This is a genomic window from Metabacillus niabensis, from assembly GCF_902829255.1.
GTDB classification, from domain to species: domain Bacteria; phylum Bacillota; class Bacilli; order Bacillales; family Bacillaceae; genus Metabacillus; species Metabacillus niabensis.
Genome location: NZ_CADEPK010000201.1, coordinates 1 through 19,098, shown reverse-complemented (window position 1 = coordinate 19,098; position 19,098 = coordinate 1). Strand labels below are relative to the sequence as shown.

18 protein-coding genes and 1 pseudogene are annotated in these 19,098 nt (G+C 36.1%); 15 read left to right on the top strand and 4 right to left on the bottom strand.

The genetic code is table 11. The annotated features are described in order from the left end of the window. The 9 genes and pseudogenes from HU235_RS13430 to HU235_RS13390 all read left to right on the top strand — a co-directional run. A pseudogene (locus HU235_RS13430) lies at positions 1–435 on the top strand (hypothetical protein); the annotation flags it as partial. 120 nt (positions 436–555) lie between these two features. Next, entirely contained in the window at positions 556–1,977 is a 1,422-nt protein-coding gene (locus HU235_RS13425) for a TcaA 3rd/4th domain-containing protein (protein WP_174880526.1), read from the top strand. Further along, positions 1,977–3,299, top strand: coding sequence for a beta-N-acetylhexosaminidase (gene nagZ, locus HU235_RS13420; protein WP_174880525.1), 1,323 nt, complete (start codon positions 1,977–1,979; stop codon positions 3,297–3,299). Before HU235_RS13425 ends, nagZ begins: the two co-directional genes overlap by 1 nt. A gap of 125 nt (positions 3,300–3,424) precedes the next feature. Then, positions 3,425–5,344, top strand: coding sequence for a zinc ribbon domain-containing protein (locus HU235_RS13415; protein WP_174880524.1), 1,920 nt, complete (start codon positions 3,425–3,427; stop codon positions 5,342–5,344). A 188-nt stretch (positions 5,345–5,532) separates the two neighbouring features. After that, entirely contained in the window at positions 5,533–6,762 is a 1,230-nt protein-coding gene (locus HU235_RS13410; RefSeq protein WP_174880523.1) for an ABC transporter permease, read from the top strand. Beyond that, positions 6,762–7,925 (top strand): ABC transporter permease, encoded by a 1,164-nt coding sequence (locus tag HU235_RS13405; protein WP_174880522.1) that lies wholly within the window; start codon positions 6,762–6,764, stop codon positions 7,923–7,925. Before HU235_RS13410 ends, HU235_RS13405 begins: the two co-directional genes overlap by 1 nt. Further along, positions 7,912–8,646 (top strand): heme ABC exporter ATP-binding protein CcmA, encoded by a 735-nt coding sequence (ccmA, locus tag HU235_RS13400; RefSeq protein WP_174880521.1) that lies wholly within the window; start codon positions 7,912–7,914, stop codon positions 8,644–8,646. The genes HU235_RS13405 and ccmA overlap by 14 nt, the downstream gene beginning before the upstream one ends. 16 nt (positions 8,647–8,662) lie before the next feature. After that, positions 8,663–10,540, top strand: a complete 1,878-nt coding sequence (locus tag HU235_RS13395) for a zinc ribbon domain-containing protein (RefSeq protein WP_174880520.1) — start codon at positions 8,663–8,665, stop codon at positions 10,538–10,540. Between the two features lie 208 nt (positions 10,541–10,748). Then, positions 10,749–11,138: a tautomerase family protein gene (locus HU235_RS13390; RefSeq protein WP_174880519.1), complete on the top strand. Its 390-nt coding sequence runs from the start codon at positions 10,749–10,751 to the stop codon at positions 11,136–11,138. A gap of 138 nt (positions 11,139–11,276) precedes the next feature. Here the strand turns inward: HU235_RS13390 and HU235_RS13385 are convergent, their stop codons facing one another. From HU235_RS13385 to gvpU, 3 genes are all read right to left on the bottom strand, one after another. After that, entirely contained in the window at positions 11,277–11,840 is a 564-nt protein-coding gene (locus tag HU235_RS13385) for a DUF6434 domain-containing protein (protein ID WP_145580734.1), read from the bottom strand. Positions 11,841–11,942: 102 nt separating this feature from the next. After that, the gene (locus HU235_RS13380; RefSeq protein WP_174880518.1) at positions 11,943–13,334 is read right to left on the bottom strand and encodes an amino acid permease; all 1,392 of its coding nucleotides are present in this window, start codon (positions 13,332–13,334) and stop codon (positions 11,943–11,945) included. 132 nt (positions 13,335–13,466) lie between these two features. Further along, positions 13,467–13,883: a gas vesicle accessory protein GvpU gene (gene gvpU, locus HU235_RS13375; RefSeq protein ID WP_095299969.1), complete on the bottom strand. Its 417-nt coding sequence runs from the start codon at positions 13,881–13,883 to the stop codon at positions 13,467–13,469. Between the two features lie 200 nt (positions 13,884–14,083). Between gvpU and HU235_RS13370 the strand changes: the two genes are divergently transcribed. Then, the gene (locus tag HU235_RS13370; protein ID WP_145580736.1) at positions 14,084–14,716 is read left to right on the top strand and encodes a LysE family transporter; all 633 of its coding nucleotides are present in this window, start codon (positions 14,084–14,086) and stop codon (positions 14,714–14,716) included. Here HU235_RS13370 and HU235_RS13365 read toward each other — a convergent pair. Next, positions 14,713–14,997: a hypothetical protein gene (locus HU235_RS13365; protein ID WP_095299971.1), complete on the bottom strand. Its 285-nt coding sequence runs from the start codon at positions 14,995–14,997 to the stop codon at positions 14,713–14,715. The two genes, HU235_RS13370 and HU235_RS13365, sit on opposite strands and share 4 nt — an antisense overlap. Before the next feature lie 146 nt (positions 14,998–15,143). Here HU235_RS13365 and HU235_RS13360 point away from each other — a divergent pair, with 146 nt between their 5' ends. The 5 genes from HU235_RS13360 to panF form a co-directional block, all read left to right on the top strand. Next, positions 15,144–15,926 (top strand): ABC transporter ATP-binding protein, encoded by a 783-nt coding sequence (locus HU235_RS13360; RefSeq protein ID WP_095299972.1) that lies wholly within the window; start codon positions 15,144–15,146, stop codon positions 15,924–15,926. Between the two features lie 207 nt (positions 15,927–16,133). Next, entirely contained in the window at positions 16,134–17,003 is an 870-nt protein-coding gene (locus HU235_RS13355; RefSeq protein WP_307190535.1) for a cation diffusion facilitator family transporter, read from the top strand. Positions 17,004–17,096: 93 nt separating this feature from the next. Then, positions 17,097–17,342: a hypothetical protein gene (locus HU235_RS13350; RefSeq protein WP_095299974.1), complete on the top strand. Its 246-nt coding sequence runs from the start codon at positions 17,097–17,099 to the stop codon at positions 17,340–17,342. Positions 17,343–17,521: 179 nt separating this feature from the next. Further along, positions 17,522–17,794 (top strand): YhdT family protein, encoded by a 273-nt coding sequence (locus tag HU235_RS13345; protein ID WP_145580739.1) that lies wholly within the window; start codon positions 17,522–17,524, stop codon positions 17,792–17,794. Continuing rightward, positions 17,791–19,098, top strand: a 1,308-nt coding sequence (panF, locus tag HU235_RS13340) for a sodium/pantothenate symporter (protein WP_174880516.1), incomplete at its 3' end; no start/stop codon positions are given. The genes HU235_RS13345 and panF, both read left to right, overlap by 4 nt.

The following is a 19,098-nucleotide window of genomic DNA, read 5'->3' as shown; positions in this document are numbered from 1 at the left end:
CAACCTGGATTTTCTTCCGTATTAAAACCAATTTTTTATAGTTTAATTATTATTGCAATTATTGTACTTCTTACATTTGTAGTGATTAAGCTTGGTAGAGTTCAACTTAACATTAAAGAGTTAATCGCTAGATTTGGAGCATTTTCAATTGTACCAACAGCTTTATTATTAGTTGCTCTTATTCTTTCAATTATTAAAGTTGATATCTTCTTATATGTATGGTTTTTCGGACTTTTAGGTTTATTATTTGTCGTTCCATTTACTATTTATAGCTTCAAAAAGGATGTTCCTTTCGGACTAGATGGTATTTATGGAACGATCATTATGTTTATTGTCATTTTAATAATTACAAGTTTTGTACTAAACAATTTCACTGATAGTTTAGTTTCGGGAGACATTGATTTAACGAAATTATTTAATGATTTTGATTTTTAATCAAATTTAAGGCAAGCGTCACATGCAGGTGTCGCTTGCTTTTGTTCAAAGGAAAGAAGGGTTATTTTTTTGTTTTCACGCTTAAATAAAAACATCGTTTAAGAGATAGGGTGACATCAAGTGGAATATTGTCGTAACTGTGGCACAAAATTGATTGAGGGGCAGCAATTTTGTGCTGAATGTGGTGAGCCGGTGAAACGAAATCATGCAAATGAAAATAAGCAGGCACATAGTGTTTCATCAAAGCCAGTTCAAGAAAAAATGAGTAGTTCAGATCTGTCAAAGCAGCCCATTTTTAAAAGCAAAATATCAAAAATAATCGCCATTGTTAGTGTTGTTGTTGTCGCATTATTGGCAGGAGGCTATTATGTTGTAGGAGAGATGACATCTCCAACGAAGGTAGCTGAACACTTTATCGACGCGGTTGACCAAAAAGATGTTAAAACGGTTAAGAAGTATATTAATGAAGGTCAATATGAAGTAAAGGCAAATGATAAAGAAACAAAGGCATTTCTTAATTATTTACATGAGCATCCAAGAATGATTACATCAATAGCTGATGGACTTTTATCAGATGCTGCTGCTTTAGAAGATGAGAAATCGTCTGAGGAGCCATCTCCATTTGCAGCATTAAAAGAGGATGGGAAAAAGTGGGTGTTGTTTAATTCGTATAAAATCAAAATCCAAACCTTTTATATTGATGTTGCTTCTGAAAGTGAAAAGACGGAAATCTATGTAAATGATGTAAAAAAAGCAACCATTGAAGAGGAAGAGCAAATTGGACCGTTGCTACCAGGTGAGTATACGGTAAAAGCGGTTATTAATGGTGAATATGGAAAGGTTGAAGCTGACGAAAAGCTGAATACCGAAGACTTTGTTGAGCAAACAGCCTTATTGGAATTTGACTGGTCTAATCATTATGTCTATATTTATTCGAATTATGATGATGCGGTACTTTATGTGAACGATAAAAGCACAAAAATGAAAATAGGAGATCTCGAAGAATTCGGTCCTGTTCCATTAGATGGTTCACTTAAAATTTATGCACAAAGGAAATTTGGCGATGAAGAAAAGAAAAGCAATGTTGTAACCTTAGAAGAAAATACAACAGACGCGGAACTATTTTTCGAAGACCAAGAGGGAAGTATGCTTGAGGCTAATGAGGACTATGATAGTATTGATGCTTCAACTGAGACAGAGGCGATTGAAGAAGTGATTCTCGGGCATTATCATTCGATTTCAAATGACAATTTTCAATCGGCCTATGACTTTTTCTCTAGTTCATATAAATCAAAAGTTACTTTTGATGGATGGACAAAAGGTCTCGAACAGAATATAAATGATACGGTAACAATGTTAAATATTACAAGTGTTGATGATACTACAGCTAAGGCATATGTTGAAATGACATCATATGATGAGCAAGAAGATGGTAGTACATTAGTCCAAGAATGGGGTGGAACCTGGAACCTAGTAAAGGAAAGTGATGGTTGGAAGCTTGAGAAAGCCCAATTAGAAAAACTAGCGTCCAGAACGGAATAATGAAAAATAGACGTAAATCTAAAAGAATGATTCGTTTCATGCCTTTCCTGCTTTTATTAATCGTCCTAGTTATAATAGGTGGATATTTTTTTACAGCAAATAGCAATCAAGCTGAAAATGCTGCAGGGAATCAAAAGGCAGAACAACATACAGATTCAACGAAAAATTTAACAAAAAAGGAAACCAATCAGAAAGCTGACCGTAATAAAGAAGTATCAACCTTCTCTCAAGTACAGAAGCAAACAGATACCTCGATCGAGGAAAAGGTTGATGATTTGTTAGCAGAGATGACGTTGGAAGAAAAAATCGGACAATTGATGGTCATTGGCTTTGATGGGAAAGAAATAAATGACCATGCAAAAACGATGATAAATGAATATAAAGTTGGCGGCATTATTTATTACGATCGTAACATGGAATCACCTGGCCAAGTGACAAAGCTAAGCAATGATTTACAGCAGCTTGCATTAAATAACGCTAAGCAGATTCCCTTATTAATTAGCATTGACCAAGAGGGTGGTCAAATTGTGCGGATGCGGGATAAAGTATCGAATATTCCTTCCCAACAGGAATTAGGGAAAAACGGTAGCAGTCAAGCGGTTTATGATTCAGCATTAAAAAATGGTCAAGAGTTAAAAACGATGGGGATTCATGTGAATTTTGCACCAGTATTAGATTTATCTGAAACCGATTCCCGTTCATTTGGCATTGATCCTAAGAAAACGGCTGAGCTTGGAGAGCAGGCTATCGCCGGTTTTACCGATGCAGGTATAACGGCAACATTAAAGCATTTTCCTGGAAATGGCCGAAGCAATATCGATCCTCATCATGAAACATCATCAGTTGAGGCGAATCAATTGGATCTAGAAAATAATGATATTTATCCATTCAAAAAAATGATAGATGAGGTTGATCACCGTTCATTTTTTACAATGGTCACACATATTAAATACCCAGCTTATGATAAAGAAAACCCAGCGAGCATTTCACGAGTTATTATAAGTGAGCTGTTAAGAAAAAAGCTTAGTTACACAGGAATTGTTGTAACAGATGACTTAGAGATGGGTGCTGTAAATAAATACTTTACTTATGAAGATTTAGGCTTTAGTGCAATTGATGCAGGTGCTGACCTTTTATTAGTATGCCATACGCTTGAAAGCCAAAAAGAAGTGTTTAAGGGAATTCAGAAGGCTGTTCAAGAAAAGAAATTATCTGAGGAGCGAATTGATGAGGCAGTAAAGAGAATCTTATCCTTCAAGCTTCAATCGATAAAAGAGACAAACTTAAATATTGAAACAGCAGAAAATACGGTTGGTAAATAGCATAGCATAGTAAAGTGTATGTTTTGATTTACACTGTTAGTTTTTAACCTATACCTTTTCAATACGATGGTAGATTTATACTGGCAGTTAAATAGATAAATGAGATTTTAGGGGGAGTAACATTCATGTATTGTGCAAATTGTGGTACACAGTATGAGGCGAATGATAAGTTTTGTCCATCATGTGGTACCAAAATTGAGGAAGTAATCGAAACAGCGAAGCAAGAGACAGCAGCAAATTTAGAAACAGGAAATAATCAACCACAAGTCGTATCAAAGGTAAAAAAGCCTTTTACACTAAAAAAAGCACTGATTATTGCTGGTATTGTTGTTCTTGCTGGAGCAGGTACAGCAGCCGGTTTTATTTTGCATAAATCACCGAAAGAGCTATATTTGCTTTCAGAAATTAATTCATTAAAACAAGTGGCCGAAGATGTCGATAGTCATTATGGTGATTTAATTGAATTTAACCAAAAGACATTAGAAAAGCCTTCAAGCAATGAAACGACTTTAAGTGGGAATTTTGAAATTGAATCATTGGAATCAGACCCTGATGTACAAATGGTTAAAGATATTTTAAGTGAAGCATCACTGACGACAAAAACAGAAATAAGCCCTTTAACAAATGAAGGCTATTATTCACTAGGAGTTAATCTTGCAGATGAGGAAGCTGTAAATGTAGAGCTTTACCAATCTAAGGAACAGCTAGGTTTAAAAATACCTGCTCTATATGAGAAATTTTTATATGTGAATTTCAATGAATTTGGCGAAGCGATGAGAATGCTTGATCCTAGCTATGATGGTCCAGAAACGTTGGAACTAGCAGATATTGATTTAAACGAATTAAAATTAACAGATAAAGAAAAAGAGCATTTACAGAAAAAATACACAGAATTTTTATTATCACATTTAAAAGATGAGCAGTTTAGTCTTGAAAAAGGAATCAACTATAAACATGATGGTACAGAGCTAAAACTAAGAAAAGTCACATTTGAAATGTCTCCAAAAGAGTCAAATCAATTTATGATTGATTTTATCGATGTCTTAATTAAAGATACTGAATTACACAATATGCTCGTTAAACGAGTGGAGAAGCTTTCAGAGCTGGCGGTATCACTTGATGAAGCTAGTGCAGAAGAATTAAATGCGAAGGAAATGAAAGAAGAGCTAATTGAGGGCTTAAAAGATGCAAAAGAAGATTTAAAGGATTCACCAGTGTTAAGAGGAATTAAGTCGGAGCTATTAATCGATAATAAAGAGCAAGTTGTTGACCGTAAGTTAACAATTGGATTTGGAGATGAATCCTCAGATGCTGATCTTGTATTAACAAGCAAAAATGTTCCGCTGAAAAATGATAATAGATATGAAGAATTAAAGATTAAAGCTGGTTCAAAAGAGGACGAAACAGAAGTTGCCTTTGAAATGAGCAACGATATAGATGTGAAGAAAGCAGATAATACAATTGAGAAGAGAAAGATATCCATTTCTTCTACGTCATACGGTGTATCGGACGGTAAGGTTGATGTAGCAATTACTTCAAACTACAAAGGAAAATCAGGAAGTAAGCAAACAGTTAACCATGAATTTAAAATAGAAGCGTCCGATGATGCGATTTATGATATGCCTTCTGGTTTGTCTGGAACAGTCGTCGAAACAAGGGATGTCAATTTGAAAAAGGAATACTCGAATGAAAAGTATGAAATTGAGCTCAATATTGAGGATGAATATGATGCAGGATCAATCATGTTTACGATTGATTCAAAAACAAAGCTGAAAAAGAAAGCTGACTTACCTCAATTAAATAATGATTCATCTGAAGGATTAAATATTGCAAAAATTACTGAAGAGGACATTTATGCAATTGAAGAGGAAGTTTACAATAATATGATGGAGCTTGCCGAAAAATTCGGCTTCAGCTATGAAGACATGATGGGTACTTATGAAGAGGATTATTCTGGTGAAGAGTATTACGAAGATGAATTGTTCTATGAGGATGGCTATTATGAAGATGAATTATTCGATGAGGAACTTCTAGAGAGCTACTAAAACATATGTTGAAGAAAGGAATGCTACATCCAATCATTTGGATGTCTTTCCTTTTTTTATTGGCTCTTTTTAATAACATTGTTGTTTTTAAGGTAAACTTTTCAATGGAGCGGAAACGAGAAGAAAAGTTTAATAGAAATCGCTACATACTGAATTTAAAGTAGATATGAACTCACGGGAGTTTTGTCATGAAAAATATATTTGTTTTTACAGCTTTTCAATTGAAAATTCTTTGGGGAAATAGGAAAACAGCGATATTTTTATGGTTGTGTCCTATTCTCTTTTTATGCTTATTCGTTCTTATCGGAATGTCCGTTTTACAGGATGACAATCGAATGGATTCGTTTAAGGTTGCGATAGTAAACAACGACCCTACGCTAGAAACAAGACTCGTCATTCAACAGCTAACGGAAAATGATGATTTCAATAAAATCATGAAGACGATGCAGGTTGATAAGGAAAAAGCAGGCAAGTTGCTTGAGGAGAACGAAATCGCTGCAATGATAATCATTCCAAAAGGGTTTAGTCATGATGCAACAAACGGTATTAATACACCTGTAACAGTAATCGGAAATGAACAGCAGCCATTACAAGCACAAATGGTTAAATATGTGATGGATAGCGCAGCAAACTATACATCTGCAGCCCAAAGTGGGATAAATACAGTTAACGACTTTATGAAGAAAATAGATGTTGCAAAGAGCGAACGATCTGAGGCGGTCAAAAGAGCAATCATTTCCTATTCTTTACATGTTTTAGGCAGAAATGAAATTTACTCAGAAATTGAACAACCTGTCCTGTTTCAGGAAAGCATGGTCCATTATTATGTAGGTTCCTTTTTTGTGCTACTTTTAATGATTTGGTCATTTATTGGAACGATGCTCGTCAATAAGCAAATCATCCAAGCGGTGAAGCAACGATTAAATTCACTAGGGGTTACTTTATTTCAGACAACAGCTGCTACATGCTTATCAAGTTTTATTCTAGTCTTTATAAGCGGACTCCTCCTTGCTATATCAATCTTTTATATCGGTAATGTATTTCCTTACGTAAACAAATTGTATTTAGTTTGTGCGATTTTTACAATGTCTCTATTGTTTACGTCAATATTTATGCTAATCCAGTCCATCGTAGTCCGTGAGAGTTATTTTCAAACGATCGGGATGCTAATTATTCTGTTTGGTGCTATTACAGGGGGACATCTTATCCCACAAATCTATTATCCGGAATGGCTTCAACAGCTTAGCATGTTTTCGATTAATACATGGGTGCTTAAATTCATATTTTTAATGATTGAGGATATAACGACATTTTCCTATTGGAATTATGTTTGTACGTTTTTACTAGTTTCGTTTTTCTTCATCGTGTTAACAAAGATCGTGACGATGATTCGTACAGTAAAGGGAGGGGGAAAGTAATGAGGATATTTTTCGCAAAATGTAAGCAAATGATAAAAAAACCGAGTATCCTTCTTTTTTTCCTTGCTCCGGCTGTTATCACGATGCTGTTTGGCACATTACTCGAATCACAGCAGGAGGATTTGGTTATCCCGATTGCAATTGTTGATGAGGATGGCTCTAGCTTATCTTCCTCGATAATAAACCGAGTAAAGGAGCAAAAAAGACTGGCCATCATTGAAACAACGATTGAGGAAGCGGATAAAATGCTGGAAAGAAAAGAGATTGATAGTGTATTTGTTTTTAAGAAGAATTTCCAGCAGCAGCTTTTAAAAGAAAAGCGTGAAGAGATCATTGAAATGAAAATTGCACCGTCCTCTATTGCCTATACGATTGTACGAGAAGTGATTGCGAGCGAAGTAACCCGAATCACAAGCTCGATTAAAGCAGCAAATCAAGTAGGACAAATATATAAGCAATTTGGGATGGAAAGACAAGAGATAAAGGAAGCGTGGAATGAAGCGTTTGCTTATTCAAGTATTGAACAATGGGAGCCTCAACCACTTATGACAATTGACTATATGACTGGAGCGAGCTCTAGCCAGCCTGTTGCGGAGGATGAAGCGATTGCTAAGCCTTATATCGGCCTATGGGGATTTTTTACGCTCATCATTTGTTTTCTCCAATCCGATTGGATGATAAAAGAAAACATGCTGTTCAAGCGGATGAAAACAACGTATCAAGGATTACCGAGTTATTTACTGCAAACATCAGCAGCGGTCTTTTTCCTTCAAGCGGTGCAAGCTTGTGGAAGTTTTTTTCTGTTTACAAGGTTACACATCGTTGAAGGTGAATCGCTATTACTTTTCATGATGGTATTATATCTGTTTTTTAGTATTGGATTAGCGATTTTTTCAGCAAGCGTTATTCATCATATCGGAAGCTATTATGTGTTTGGCGTTTTAATAAGCTTGATAATGGCAGTTTTTAGTGGGAGTCTTTTCCCGATTAACGAAATCGTCAGGGATTTTCAAGCATGGGTAAGTATATTCCCTCAAGCACTGCTACTCAAGCCTAATATGATGATTTCTGAAGAGATCTTCAAGCTTCTGCTTATTATTGCAATGGCGATTCTATTATGGGGTAGCTCAATATGGAGGTTGTTAAAAAGTGATAACAATTGATCAAGTTCACCATAACTACGGGAAAAAGAAGATTTTACAAGGTGTCTCCCTTCAAATAAATGCTGGAGAAATATTTGGACTACTTGGGCCAAATGGTGCTGGTAAATCAACATTATTATCGATTTTAACGACAACGGTAAAGCCTTCTAAGGGAACCGTGACAATGAAAGGGCTCGACATCCATAAACAAACGAAGCAGGTTAGACAAATGATCGGGTATGTGCCACAGGATATTGCCCTTTGGGACGAATTGACGGTAAAGGAAAACCTTAAATTTTGGAGTAAGTTCCTAAAAACAAAAGTAAGTGTCGCAAGAATGCTTGAAGCGTGTGAGGAAGTGAAATTACAGGATAAATGGAATGAAAAGCTTTCAAAGCTTTCTGGCGGGATGAAGCGGAAATTGAATATTGCAGTCGCCTTAATGCATGACCCTGACATTTTGCTAATGGATGAACCAACTGTTGGAATCGACCTTCAATCAAAGCTTGAAATCAATGAATATATGAAAAGCTTAGCAGCTGCAGGGAAGACAATTGTTTATACAACACATGATATGAGCGAGATTAAAACGATATGTAAACGTATCGGGGTGCTTAAAAAAGGGGGCATTGAATTTACCGGGACTCTAGAAGAAGCGAAATCTTACTTAAATAAACAGGGGAATGAGCCGATAGTAAATGAAGAGGAGCTTATTTTTGCGATGCTCCGCGAAGAAAGGTAAACAATTTTAGGGGGCAATGAAAAAGATGTTATTTTGTAATGAATGTGGAACACAGCTAAAGGAGGGTGCAGCCTTTTGTCCTTCTTGTGGAACAGTTGTTAAAGGTCAAGCACCAGCAACAACTCAGATTTCACAACAACCAGTGCCAGCACAAAAAATGGCAAAAAAAACAAAGATGCTGTTAATTGGAATTGGTGCTGTGGTTATTTTACTATTTGGTGCTTATAAAACAGGGGAAACCTTAACAGACAAGAACCGAATGATTGAAAGCTTTGAAAAGGCGCTTATCGATGGAGATCAGAAGAAAGTAGCAAAACTGCTCCATTCGGATGATCCTCAGTTAACGATTAGTGAATCGAGTGTAAAGGGCTTTGTAAGCTATTATAAAAAACACCCTGATGAGGTTAGCGACTTAATTGATAATTTAGAGGAGCAGTCCAAGTATTTGGACAATCATACTTACAGAAGTAGTAATGATTTAATTGATTTCTTTGCTGAAGGAAATTTGGATAACGGTGTTATAAATTTGAAGAAGGATGGGAAAACCGCACTTTTCTTTGATAAATATACATTAGAAGTAGAAGAAGTATTTGTAACGATTACTACGAACTACAAAGATACTCAATTATCGTTTGATGGCAAAGAAATCGGTAAAGCTGATGAAGATGATTTTCAACATACATATGGTCCATATCTTCCAGGTAACTACAAGGTACAAGCAACATTAAAAACAGATTTTGTTGATTTGAAAAAATCGGAAAATATTTCACTTGTAAACAGTGGTAACGAGGTTGAGCTTGATATGTACTTGGATGGGGAAGATGTGACAGTTAATCTTGATTCCTTTGATCCTAGTGTAAAAGCAGCATTATTTATTGATGGTAAAGATGTGAAGATTAATCCGATTGAAACCCCAACCTTTGGCCCTGTGCTAGTCGATGGCTCGATGAACATTCAGATTGAGGCAACATTGCCATGGGGAAAGGTTAAAACAGCTGAAATTCCGATTACAGATCGTGAGGTTCCCGTTAATCTTGGTCAAAGCATTGAGCTACAGGATGCGATCTTTAATCAAATTGCTACGTATTCAACTGAAAATTTAGTTGCGTTTACTACAGGAAGTACGAATAAATTAACAACAGTAACAGACAGTTACAAAGATGTCATTGCAGAGAGCATTGCTTATAGCCAGGAGATGGAGCAATATTATAAAGGCCAATACTTAGGCACAATATTTGCCCTCGATTCGCTCAATGTTTATTTTTCTGAAGATAAATGGGTTGCTGATGTAGAGGTGCTGCAAAGCTATAATGAGGGATTATATTATGAGGGAGTAACACCTGAATTAGAGAAAGTGGAAGTAAACAGAAGGTATTCTCTTGAGTATAATGAGAAGCAAAAGAAATGGTTAATTAATGGGATGGAGTCTTCCTTTGGATATGGAACAGATCATGTGAAGGAAATAAAAGAAAAAGATCCAAAAATGTATCAAACAAATTGGGGAAATAGTACAATTTCAACTGAGGCATCAACAGATAAAATTGCTTCATTTGTTGAGGAATATATGTATGCAAGTGTTGCTGCTATAAATGCAGAAGATTTTTCTTTAGTAGAGGGGTATATTGACCCTTCAGGTAAAAAGTACAATGAACAAAAGGAATACACAACCTATTTAAATGAAAAAGGGATTACAGAGGACCTGTTAAGTATTGAAATTGAAGAAGTAAAAAAGCTTGATGATACAACATACCAAGTGACTTCTTTTGATGAATATACAATTTATCAACAAGACGGTAGTGAGGAAGATGCTAGCTATAAAACGGTACAAATTGTAAAAATTCTTCCTGACGGATCGTTTGGAATCAATGAATTAATAAGCACTGATAAGCAATAATAAATTTTATTCGTATTTTAAAAATCATATTATCTAAACCATCAAAGGAAACGAAGCTTTGATGGTTTTTATTATATTTGGGACTATTTATAATGGGTGTGTATTTATCAATACTATAATGTAAGCATTTAAAACATTCTTAATAATAAAGGAATCACTACTTTTTTGCGGAATAAGGTAAAGAGGCTGTGTTAAAAGGAGGAAAAAAATGGCGCAAATAAAAATCTACGGATTGAAGGAAAAGCTAAATCCGATTAAACAAGAGTTATCAAATATTATTCATTCATGTGTTGTTGAAGCGTTTGAATATCCGGTTGAAAAAAGATTCCATCGCTTTTTCCCGCTTGAAAGGGAGGATTTTTATTTTCCTGAGGAGAGATCAGATGCTTATACTGTTATTGAAATAAGCATTTTTGAAGGCAGATCAATTAGCGCAAAGAAAAACCTTATGAACCTATTGTATCAACAAATCAATGAAGTATTAGAAATACGGACGATTGATTTAGAAATAACCATCTTTGAAACACCAAAACATAACTGGGGCATAAGAGGCGTACCAGGTGATGAATTGGTGTTAAATTATAAGGTAGAGCTTTAAGCTTTTGTTTATTTCTATATTTGTCGTTTTTAATGACACAAATAACTAGAAGTTTTCCGTTGTAGGCATTTAGTAAGAAAAGCGGGGTTTATGTTTGCCCTATTAATCAGGTGAAATATTAATGAATGTACTTACAAATTAGCTTCTCACGTATTTATTGCTCCCAGGCTGTTTCTTTATCTGATTCCATGCATCTATTGCATCCTGACGCTTTCGGCCTTTGTTTGCAGGGTCAGAAAAATAGTCACGAAAAAATTGATTGTATTGAAACTGGGAGCCAATTTTTGTTTGATAGGAAGGATCCTTTTTTCGTTCTTCCTCTTCATACCAGGCTTCAATGGCTTCTCGATAGGTTTTCCCGATATTTTCCTTGAAAAATTTTTGAATATAAGTAGAAAAGTGAAAGGTTGGACCAATAATGGATTTGAAAAAGGCCCTTACTTCCTGGCTACAGCGATGGTTTTCATTAATAACTGTTTCCAAGCTTAGCTCGATGTTTTTGTCATTTTGACGGCTTAATGTACGATTTGGTTTGATAATAGTTCCTGTTCTTAAAAACTCATCAATTCTTTCCGTAAGTTCTTCCTTTGAGCCTGTTGGACTTAATCCATGTTGTTTACAAAAGGCTTGGAGCTCCTTTTTTAGCCAATAATATTGTTTGAATTCGTCTAAATGGATATTTTTTGTAAGTGGTGGACGCATTTTGTTCTCCTCTCCAAATATTACCACCATTATAGAACGTATGTTTCTATCCGTCAACAAAAAACTGTTCAATCTATCATTAGATTAAACAGCTTGATTCATTTAATAATATTTCAGCTTTGTCTTTTGTTTGGATTTTTCTTGATTCCAATATTTCCTCATTTTTAAGCAAACGAGAAAGATAATCCCGATAAATAAAATACTTACGAAAAAGCCTGGACGAATGGCTCTTTCAAGTAGTGTTCCCGTAATGGCTGCGACAATTAATGCGATACCGATATATGATAATACTTTGCTCCAGCCTTTACTTTTTAATATTCGTAGTGAAGAGATGATGATAAAAAACCAATTATATAAAATGAGAATCCCAGCAGCTGTTGTTATATACTCGTAAATTTTCCCAGGTAATAGTAATGCGGTAATAATGGATGCGAGTAAACCAACCGTTGCAAGTCCAAGTGATACCAATGGAAGGTTTTTAAATTTAAGCTTTTTAGCAAATACCTTTGGTGCATCACCATCTTTAGATAATGTAACTAATAAATTTGTGACACCGTAAAGGGAAGCCGTCATCGTTGAAAATCCAGCAATGATAATGGCCCCATTAAAAACATGTGGGAAAAAAGGTAGATTATAATTTGTTAACGCAGTTACAAACGGGCTTTCCTTTTCGTGAAATAAATCGATGGATACTAACGAAACAGCAAGTCCAAGTGATAACACGTAAACGGTTGTTAAACCGAGTAGCATAATTTTTCCTGATTTCGGTGCATCTGAGCGATCCTTAAGCTGCATCGCCATCAATCCAATTACTTCAATCCCTCCATAGGCATAATACGCATAAATAAGCGAAGCCCAAAATCCTCTAAATCCATCATGAAAAAGCTCATTCATCTTAAGTGGGAACCCATTTGGATTTTTATCACTATGAATCCAGCCAAATAGGGCAGCAATTGCTAAAATAATGAACATAATAATCGCGGAAAATTTAATGATCGCCAAGAGGTTTTCAATTTTATCGAAACCACTTGTTCCAGTTAAGACGACGATAATCGCTAAAAGCGCGTACATTGATGCGAATAACCATAGAGGGACATTCGGAAACCAAAAGCGTGAAAGAATCGATAGCGCCGTTAACTGACTTCCCATAATAAGAATGTTAGAGCACCAGTAATTCCATCCACAGCTAAAACCAGCCCATTTTCCATATGCCTTTCTTGCATAGTAACAAAACGAGCCCTCTTGAGGATCCTCAGCAGTCATTTTTGCAAGTACATTAAAAACGGTATATGTACCTAAGGCAGCAAGAAGAAAGGAAAAAACAATCGATGGTCCTGTAATGCCAACACCGATTCCTGAGCCAAGGAAATATCCTGTACCAATCGTACAGCCAACACCGACGATTGACAATTGCCACCATTTCAATTTTCCTTCATCTGACTCCTTACTAGACTTCTGATTAGAAGCCCCGGGACTGCAGCTTACTTTACTCATATGATCCCTCCTTTGCAAAAAAAATTAAGGTAAGAAGAAAATGTATGAAATTCGAACGAATAAGAACAAGCTTTTTTTTGCTCCCACCACAACCTGAGAGAAAAAAGTGGGTGGGGGAGCAATGGGAAATAATTAAACAAGCGAATCAAAGGAAAAGCCATCTATTGAAGCTATTTTGCCTCTCCACCAAGTCCCGTTATGCGCATCCTCATGAGCTCCATTAATATATTTCGCATCCTTTAAGTGAATATATGTTGGGGAAAATTGTTCAGCTTCTTCCTTAGCTTCCTCATTCTTTTGTTTTGCATATGCTTCCTTCAAATCGTTAAATTTTTTAGAAATGATTTTCGACATTGTCGTATCAGGCAATTTCTTCGATGCTTCCGTTATTCCTTCGTAATAGGCAGTTGCGCCAATGAGTGTCCCGGAAATGATCGCACCATTTACACTTAGTGATACTTTTACCTCAACCCCATCTTCTTCGACTAATTGTAAGAACATAAGGATGACTGCATCATCCGTACTCATTTGCTCTGGCTCTTTCGCCATGAACCTCACCTCTTTTTAAGTAGATATTGGTTATAATGCCCGTTATTTTAATGAAAAACCAAAGAAAAAAATCCAGTTAAAGCAAGTGGTTTCGATTTGAATAGTCATAGCATTCGGTGCTTTTCATATAATGTACAAGTTGTCCCATTCTTATTAAAAATTGATAAGGGGAATGTTGATATGAAAAGAGTGGTGAAAGGTTGAATACTAGTATTATCATTAGCTACATTTTATTAGGGATTTCCCTAGCAGCACCGATTGGACCTGTTAATTCTGTCAGACTTGATAAAGGAATAAAAAATGGTTTTTGGCATGCTTGGATTGTCGGTGCTGGTTCGATGATTGCTGATGCCCTGTTTATGCTGCTTGTTTACTTAGGGATGGTTCAGTTTTTAGATATTCCAATCGTGCAAATCTTTCTTTGGTTATTTGGCGGTTTTATTCTTATTTATTCAGGTGTCGAAAGCATAATTGGCGTCAATTCTGTCAATCTAACGTACAGTCGTAAGAAAGAGTCATTAACAAAATGCTTTATGACAGGCTTTATTATGTCGATAACAAGTCCATTATCGATTTTGTTTTGGTTAGGAATATATGGTTCAGTATTAGCAAAAACTGCACAATCAACTGGTACAAGCCAATTATTACTTTACAGTTGTATGATTTTTGTCGGACTAACGATTTGGGATGTGTTTGTTGCTGCTCTTACAACATTTTTTCGTAGGTTTTTAAATGATACGAGCCTAAAAGTTATATCGATCATTTCAGGTATTTCCCTGCTTGGCTTTGGTATTTATTTTGGATACCAAGGAATGATCGCATTAATTCCTTAAGAATCTTGATACGGTTTTTCGGTTCGCTTCGTTTTATCATCGTGAGTTGGGTGTGAGCCCGGAAATTCCCTTTGGAGATTTTCATGTAAATTACGATTTTCGTATGCAAAATTACTATAATATTGTTGGCCATCTTCCCATGGAGTGCTTTTATTTTCTACCTTTTCATCCTTGCGAATAGGGGAACCATATGGACCATCTGGATATTCCTCCGCCGTTAGAAAATTCCTTTGTTTTTCAACATTTGAAAAATCAGTGTATTCTTCGTCATGATTTGGCATAGATTCACCACCTCCAATATCGTTAATGATAGTGTGACCATTTTAAGGTGGAATATGAAAGCGAAAAGAATGGAGAATTTTCTGATTTTCCTGTAAGATGGGATAAAAAGTAAAAGAAATACGTTTTAGGTTGGGGAGAGTAGGCAATGAAGAAAATAATTGTATTAGAGGATGTTTCTTTAAGGAGAGATGGTCACTGGCTTTTAAAGGATATTAGTTGGCATATCCAAAAGGGGGAGCATTGGGTTCTGTATGGACTGAATGGAGCAGGAAAAACGGCCTTATTAAATATGCTTTGTGCTTATTATTTTCCGACAAGTGGACATGTTGAGGTATTAGGGAAGGTATTTGGCAGGGATTATTTGGCAGAAAAGCTAAGACAAAAAATCGGGTTAGTTTCCGCGAGGCTGCAGCAAAAGCTTTACCCTTCTGATACGGCCTATCAAATTGTCTTAAGCGGTTCGTTTGCCTCTATCGGTTTATACGAAGAGGTTACAGATGAAATGAGACAAAAGGCGATTCGGCTATTAGATGAACTGCATTGTTTACCTTATGCAGATCGTACATATGAAACACTCTCACAAGGAGAAAAACAAAGAGTATTAATTGCTAGAGCTTTAATGGCTGATCCGGAGCTGCTTATACTAGATGAGCCGACGACTGGCTTAGATTTTCTGGCGCGTGAACAGCTTCTAGAATCACTTCAAGTTATACATGAAAAAGAAAATGCTCCGACTTTATTGTACGTCACACATCATGTTGAAGAAATCCTGCCAATATTTACTCACACATTATTATTAAAAAATGGCGAAGTATTTGATGCGGGGCTGACAGAGAATATGATTTCAGAAGAAAGACTTTCAAAGCTATTTGAATGTGAAGTTTTTGTTACTTGGGAGAATGGACGTGCGAATTTAAGGAGAAAATAAAATAGTGCTTTTAAAAAGATGGTGAAATAAGTTAAGTTCATCATCTTTTTTATGTCGATTTTAGAAGAATTGATATAGGTTGAATTTTTGAATGAAGGAAACATTTTTGACCTTCTATCACTAGTATAGAATAGTGAAACAAGATTGCCGTAGACCCACACGCTTTCGAATTGATATGATGTTCAAGTAATAAAAAGTGGAGGGCAAATGATGGAAACAAAAGTAAATGATTTAAAATTAGGCGAGCGTGGGGTAATTATAAGTATCATTACATATATCGTTTTATCTGCGTTAAAATTATTCGTTGGATATATAGCTCATTCTGAGGCGTTGAAAGCGGATGGTCTAAATAACGCGACAGATATTATTGCCTCTGTTGCTGTACTTATTGGGTTAAAGGTATCGCAAAAGCCAGCAGATAAAGACCATCCATATGGACATTGGAAGGCGGAAACCGTCGCATCAATGGTGGCATCCTTTATTATGGCTGTCGTTGGTTTTCAAGTATTATATAACGCAGTTCTCTCGGTTTTTGATGGCCAACAAGAATCACCTGATTTAATTTCAGCGTGGACAGGACTTTTTTGTGCGATTATTATGTTTTTCGTATATCGCTATAATCGAAATCTTGGGAGAAAAATTAATAGTCAGGGACTAATGGCTGCTGCAAAGGATAATTTATCAGATGCTTTAGTAAGTATCGGGACAGTAATAGGTATTATCGGTTCACAATTTGGCCTTCCATGGTTAGATCCGATTACAGCTGTTCTAGTAGGAATTATCATTTGTAAAACGGCATGGGAAATTTTTCGCGATACATCACACCATTTAACAGATGGATATGATATCGAGAAAATGGATGTATATAAAGAAACGGTCCTCTCGATGCCTGGTGTAAAAGGTGTTAAAGATATTAAGGCAAGGGCGTACGGAAACAATTCAGTCGTCGATATCGTCATTCTCGTTAATTCTAATTTAGGTATCCGAGATGCCCATGATATTTCAACTGCTGTTGAAAACGAGCTGAAAAAGGTGCATGGAATTTATGATGTGATTGTCCATGTCGAGCCTAATTAAAGTTAGACAATGAATAGAAAATGTTTCATGGTAGCAAGATAATCATTGATAAAGTGACGACTAACGCTTTAACGATGATAGGAGGCTTAATGCATGGAAAACAATTACGAAGGCTCATTACAAGATGCGCAAAATGAAGTGCGAAAGGCTCATGAGCAATTGCAAATCGAACAAGATCATCTACTGCAAGCAGAGCAGCAGGTACAAACAGAGATCCATCAGTTAAAAGAAGCACAGCAACGCGTGAAAAAGGAGCAGCTTGATCTGCAAAATGCCCAAATGAAGCTTCAAGAGGCCCAAGCAATTGCAATGGAGCTGCAAAATAAGATTAATGAATAACACATATCCAAGTTAAGAGCTACAAGATGTTAGCTCTTTTTATTTTTTTGGAATGAGAGAAGTGATAGAAGACTATCTGCAAAAATCAATTTTACTTTTAAAGTCTACCGTAACATGTTATGGTATGATAATGAAAATTACATAATTATTGAAATGCATGATGGTAGGTGTATGTTTTTATGAAAGACAAGCGTTTTAAAATCGCTCATAGGGAAGCGGTAATAGGCATTGCCCTTGTTCTATTTAATTTTATTTGGTGGTTTGGTTTTGCATATGGGATGGGCGGGGGAGACCCGACCGAGTACCGTTACATATTCGGAATGCCTGAATGGTTTTTTTATAGCTGTGTGTTAGGATTTATCGTCGTTGTTATTCTTGTTTTTATTGTAGTAAATTATATTTTCAAAGAGGTACCGTTTGAAGATGATGAGGATGGTGGAGAACAACGATGAATTGGTTAGTTATTCTTCCCTTGCTCTTATTTTTGTTCGTGATTTTCTTTGTAGGCTTTTGGGCAAATAAATATGTGTTAAAGACGGATTCTTTTATCCATGAATATTTTTTAGGCGGCAGGCAGTTAGGCGGCTTTGTCCTAGCTATGACAATGATCGCCACTTACGGGAGTGCAAGCAGCTTTATTGGTGGACCAGGTGTCGCCTATACAAAGGGCTTAGGCTGGGTGCTTTTGTCGATGGCACAGCTTGCAACAGGTTATTTTGTATTAATGGTTCTAGGAAAGAAATTTGCGATTATGGCAAGAAAGTATAATGCTGTTACGATAACTGACTTTTTAAAGGAACGATATCAAAGTAAAACAGTTGTTATTTTGTCAGCACTAAGCATCATTGTCTTTTTGTTTTCGTCAATGGCTGCACAGTGGGTTGGTGGAGCGAGATTAATTGAATCATTAACAGGCATTTCCTATACTTCGTCTTTATTTATCTTTGCTTTCTCTGTTCTTGTTTATGTTATTGTTGGTGGTTTTCGTGCAGTAGCGTTAACTGAGACAGTACAAGGGGTTGTCATGTTTCTCGGTACGGCTGTCCTCTTAATCGGTACGATAATCGCTGGTGGTGGTGTCGATAAGATTATGGCAGATTTAGTTGCGGAAAATCCAAATTTAGTTTCACCTTTTGGAGCTGAGCAGGATTTAACCCCATTATATGTTTCGTCATTTTGGATTTTAGTCGGCATAGGGGTGGTTGGGCTTCCGCAAATTACGGTAAGGGCAATGTCCTATAAAGATTCGAAATCAATGCATCGCGCGATTATTATCGGTACAATTGTTATTGGTTTTATCATGCTAGGGATGCATTTAATTGGGGTGTTTGCTAGAGCAGTTATTCCTGGCATAGAGATTGGTGATAAAGTAATGCCGACATTAACCCTTACCGTGTTACCACCACTATTAGCAGGGTTTGTTTTAGCTGCTCCGATGGCGGCGATAATGTCGACTGTTGATTCACTGCTCATATTAGTTAGTTCAGCAATTACGAAAGATATTTATTTAAATTATATAAAGCCAAATGCGTCTGAGAAGCAAGTGAAAAAGGTAAGCTTTTGGGTTACTTCAATTATTGGCATCGCTGTTATTCTATTTTCACTTAGCCCTCCAGATTTAATTATTTGGTTGAATTTATTTTCCTTTGGTGGATTAGAATCCGTGTTTATTTGGCCAATTGTTTTCGGTCTTTATTGGAGCAAAGGAAATAAATACGGTGCAATTACTTCAATGATCATCGGGATGGGATCGTAT

Bases quoted from the DNA above. Each gene is read 5' to 3' on its own strand.
- HU235_RS13360 (WP_095299972.1), top strand. From the start codon at position 15,144: ATGAAGAAAATAATTGTATTAGAGGATGTTTCTTTAAGGAGAGATGGT.
- HU235_RS13355 (WP_307190535.1), top strand. From the start codon at position 16,134: ATGATGGAAACAAAAGTAAATGATTTAAAATTAGGCGAGCGTGGGGTA.
- nagZ (WP_174880525.1), top strand. From the start codon at position 1,977: ATGAAAAATAGACGTAAATCTAAAAGAATGATTCGTTTCATGCCTTTC.
- HU235_RS13415 (WP_174880524.1), top strand. From the start codon at position 3,425: ATGTATTGTGCAAATTGTGGTACACAGTATGAGGCGAATGATAAGTTT.
- HU235_RS13365 (WP_095299971.1), bottom strand. From the start codon at position 14,997: ATGCCAAATCATGACGAAGAATACACTGATTTTTCAAATGTTGAAAAA.
- HU235_RS13350 (WP_095299974.1), top strand. From the start codon at position 17,097: ATGGAAAACAATTACGAAGGCTCATTACAAGATGCGCAAAATGAAGTG.
- HU235_RS13380 (WP_174880518.1), bottom strand. From the start codon at position 13,334: ATGAGTAAAGTAAGCTGCAGTCCCGGGGCTTCTAATCAGAAGTCTAGT.
- HU235_RS13395 (WP_174880520.1), top strand. From the start codon at position 8,663: ATGAAAAAGATGTTATTTTGTAATGAATGTGGAACACAGCTAAAGGAG.
- HU235_RS13345 (WP_145580739.1), top strand. From the start codon at position 17,522: ATGAAAGACAAGCGTTTTAAAATCGCTCATAGGGAAGCGGTAATAGGC.
- HU235_RS13385 (WP_145580734.1), bottom strand. From the start codon at position 11,840: ATGCGTCCACCACTTACAAAAAATATCCATTTAGACGAATTCAAACAA.
- HU235_RS13410 (WP_174880523.1), top strand. From the start codon at position 5,533: ATGAAAAATATATTTGTTTTTACAGCTTTTCAATTGAAAATTCTTTGG.
- HU235_RS13405 (WP_174880522.1), top strand. From the start codon at position 6,762: ATGAGGATATTTTTCGCAAAATGTAAGCAAATGATAAAAAAACCGAGT.
- gvpU (WP_095299969.1), bottom strand. From the start codon at position 13,883: ATGGCGAAAGAGCCAGAGCAAATGAGTACGGATGATGCAGTCATCCTT.
- HU235_RS13390 (WP_174880519.1), top strand. From the start codon at position 10,749: ATGGCGCAAATAAAAATCTACGGATTGAAGGAAAAGCTAAATCCGATT.